At 62.7% G+C, this 2,378-nt stretch carries 2 protein-coding genes; both read right to left on the reverse strand.

Annotated features, from left to right (window positions below; translation table 11 throughout):
• A partial coding sequence (locus tag ACO59D_RS13030; RefSeq protein WP_485127347.1) for an FAD-dependent oxidoreductase occupies nt 1–1,778 on the reverse strand: 1,778 nt, incomplete at its 3' end.
• Nucleotides 1,779–1,781: 3 nt separating this feature from the next.
• Nucleotides 1,782–2,378 (reverse strand): hydrogenase nickel incorporation protein HypB (gene hypB / locus ACO59D_RS13035; RefSeq protein WP_485127348.1); only part of this gene is annotated, 597 nt, incomplete at its 5' end.

Genomic DNA, 2,378 nt, shown 5'->3' on the forward strand with positions numbered 1-2,378 from the left:
CCGGGGACGCCGGGACGCCTGCCGCCCTGGCAGCCAACGGCCACGAAGAAGGCCTTGAAGCCCTGCTCGCGCAGCTGGTCGAGCGTGATGTCGCGGCCCACCTCGACGCCGCAGCGGATCTCGACGCCCAGGCTCTTGATGATGATCTCGGCCTCGGCGAGAAGCACGTCCTTCTCGAGCTTATAGGAGGGAATCCCGTACATCATCATGCCGCCGGGCTGCTCGTGCCTCTCGAACACGACGGGAGAGTAGCCGAGAAGTGCAAGGTAGTAAGCGCAGGAGAGGCCTGCGGGACCGGCACCGATGATGGCGACCTTCTCGTCGAAGCGGTCGTGCACCGAAGGCACCGCACGACCCGGAACGGCGTGTTCCGCCTGCGCAAGGTCGTAGTCGGCCACGAACTTCTTGACGGCGTCGATGGAGACGGGCGCATCGATCGTGCCGCGCGTGCAGGCGTCCTCGCAGCGCTTGTTGCAGATGCGCCCACAGACGGCGGGGAACGGGTTCATCGTGCGGATAAGCTCAACGGCCTCCTGGTACTTGCCCTCCTTGGCCTTCTGGAGATAGGCCTGCACGGGAACGTGCGCCGGGCAGGCGGCCTTGCAAGGGGCGGAGCCTGTGGGCCAGGTGTTGTGCATGCGGGCGGTGTCGCGGTAGTTCTCGTCCCAGGCGTACTTGCCCCAGCGGATGGCGTCGGGAAGTATTGCGCGCGGATACTTGGGCTGCTCGCCGTTGGCACGGCAGAGCCTCTGGCCAAGCTTCACGGCGCCTGCGGGGCAGGACTCCACGCACAGGCCACAGGCAACGCAGTTCTCAGGCGTCACTCTGGCGGTGTAGGAGCTGCGCGAGAGGTTGGGCGTGTTGAAGAGCATGCTCGTGCGCAGGGCGTTGCAGATCTTCACGTCGCAGTTGCAGATGTCGAAGATCTTGTCCTCCCCGTCGATGTTGGTGATCTGGTGGACAAAGCCGTTGTCCTCGGCGCGCTTGAGGATCTCGAGCGCCTCATCGGTCGTGATGTAGTGGGCGCGGCCCGTCTCGACGGTGTAGTCGGCCATGTCGCCCACCTGAATGCACCAGTCGTCAGGGTCATCGGCGCAGCCCTCGCCCAGCTTGGTGCGCGAGTAGCGGCAGGAGCAAATGCCAGCCGCGATGTGTCCCTCGTACTTTTTGAGCCAATGGGAGATGCGCTCAACCTTGACGGCCTCGTTCTGGAAGTTGACGGCCTCCTCGACGGGGATGACGTGCATGCCAATGCCGTCGCCGCCGGGCGGGACCATCTGGGTGATGCCCGCAAGCGGAATGAAGGTCATGCGCTCGAAGAAGCTTGCCACTGCAGGGTTCTTGTCGACGCGGTCCTTGCTCGAGTTGAAGAGCTCGGCCGAGCCCGGTACAAAGAACGAAAGGCGCCAGCGCTTGGTACGCGGTGCGTCTGCGATGGGGCCATCGTCCGTGTAGTGGTCACCGTAGTCGTACTCGATGATGCCAACGACGCTCATCTGGTTGAGAAGCTCCTGCAGGTGTGCGGGCTCGATCTGGGGGGCGAGGGCCATCATGCCGTCAAAGTCGTAGAACTGGCGGAGCTTCATGCGGTTGGCGAGGTCGACCATCTCGTCGGTAAGAACCTCTTTGAGGCCCCAGTACTCTGGGTCATCGGTTTTCACGCCACCGATCTTGTGCTTGACGACGTCGGTGATCTTGCGGCCGAGCTTGGCCACGGCTGCATTGCGCTTCGCCTCGCTCTGGTAGATGGAGCGGGGCCTCTCAAACTGTTCCGGCATCCTCTACGCCCTCCAGAGGTCGACTTCGTGACGAACCCAATTGGCAAGCTGGTCCATGCCCTCGCCTGTCTTGGCTGAAATCTTGATGAGCTGGCAGTTGGGGTTGCGCTGGCGGAGATAGGCCTCGAACGTATCGAGGTCAAAGTCGAAGTAGGGCAGCACGTCGATCTTGTTGAGGAGGACGACGTCGGCCCTCTCGAACATGAGGGGGTACTTGAGCGGCTTGTCGTCTCCCTCGGGAACGGAGAGGATCACGGCATTCTTGGAGGCCCCGGTATCGAACTCGGCGGGACATACAAGGTTGCCGACGTTTTCAAGAAAGACAAGGTCAAGTCCTGTAGTGTCAAGTGAATCGATGCCCGTGCGCGTCATGCCGGCGTCGAGATGGCACATGCCTCCCGTGTGAAGCTGGATGGCGCGGGCGCCCGTCTGCGAGATGATGCGGTCGGTGTCCACGGCACCGTCGATGTCGGCCTCCATGACACCTATACGATAGTCATCCTTAAGCAGGTTGATGAGGCGCGTGAGCGTGGCGGTCTTGCCAGATCCGGGCGAGCTCATCACGTTGAGGAGGAACTGCCCGCGAGACCTGAGGTCCTC

The sequence above is a fragment of the Tractidigestivibacter sp. genome (genome assembly GCF_057241865.1).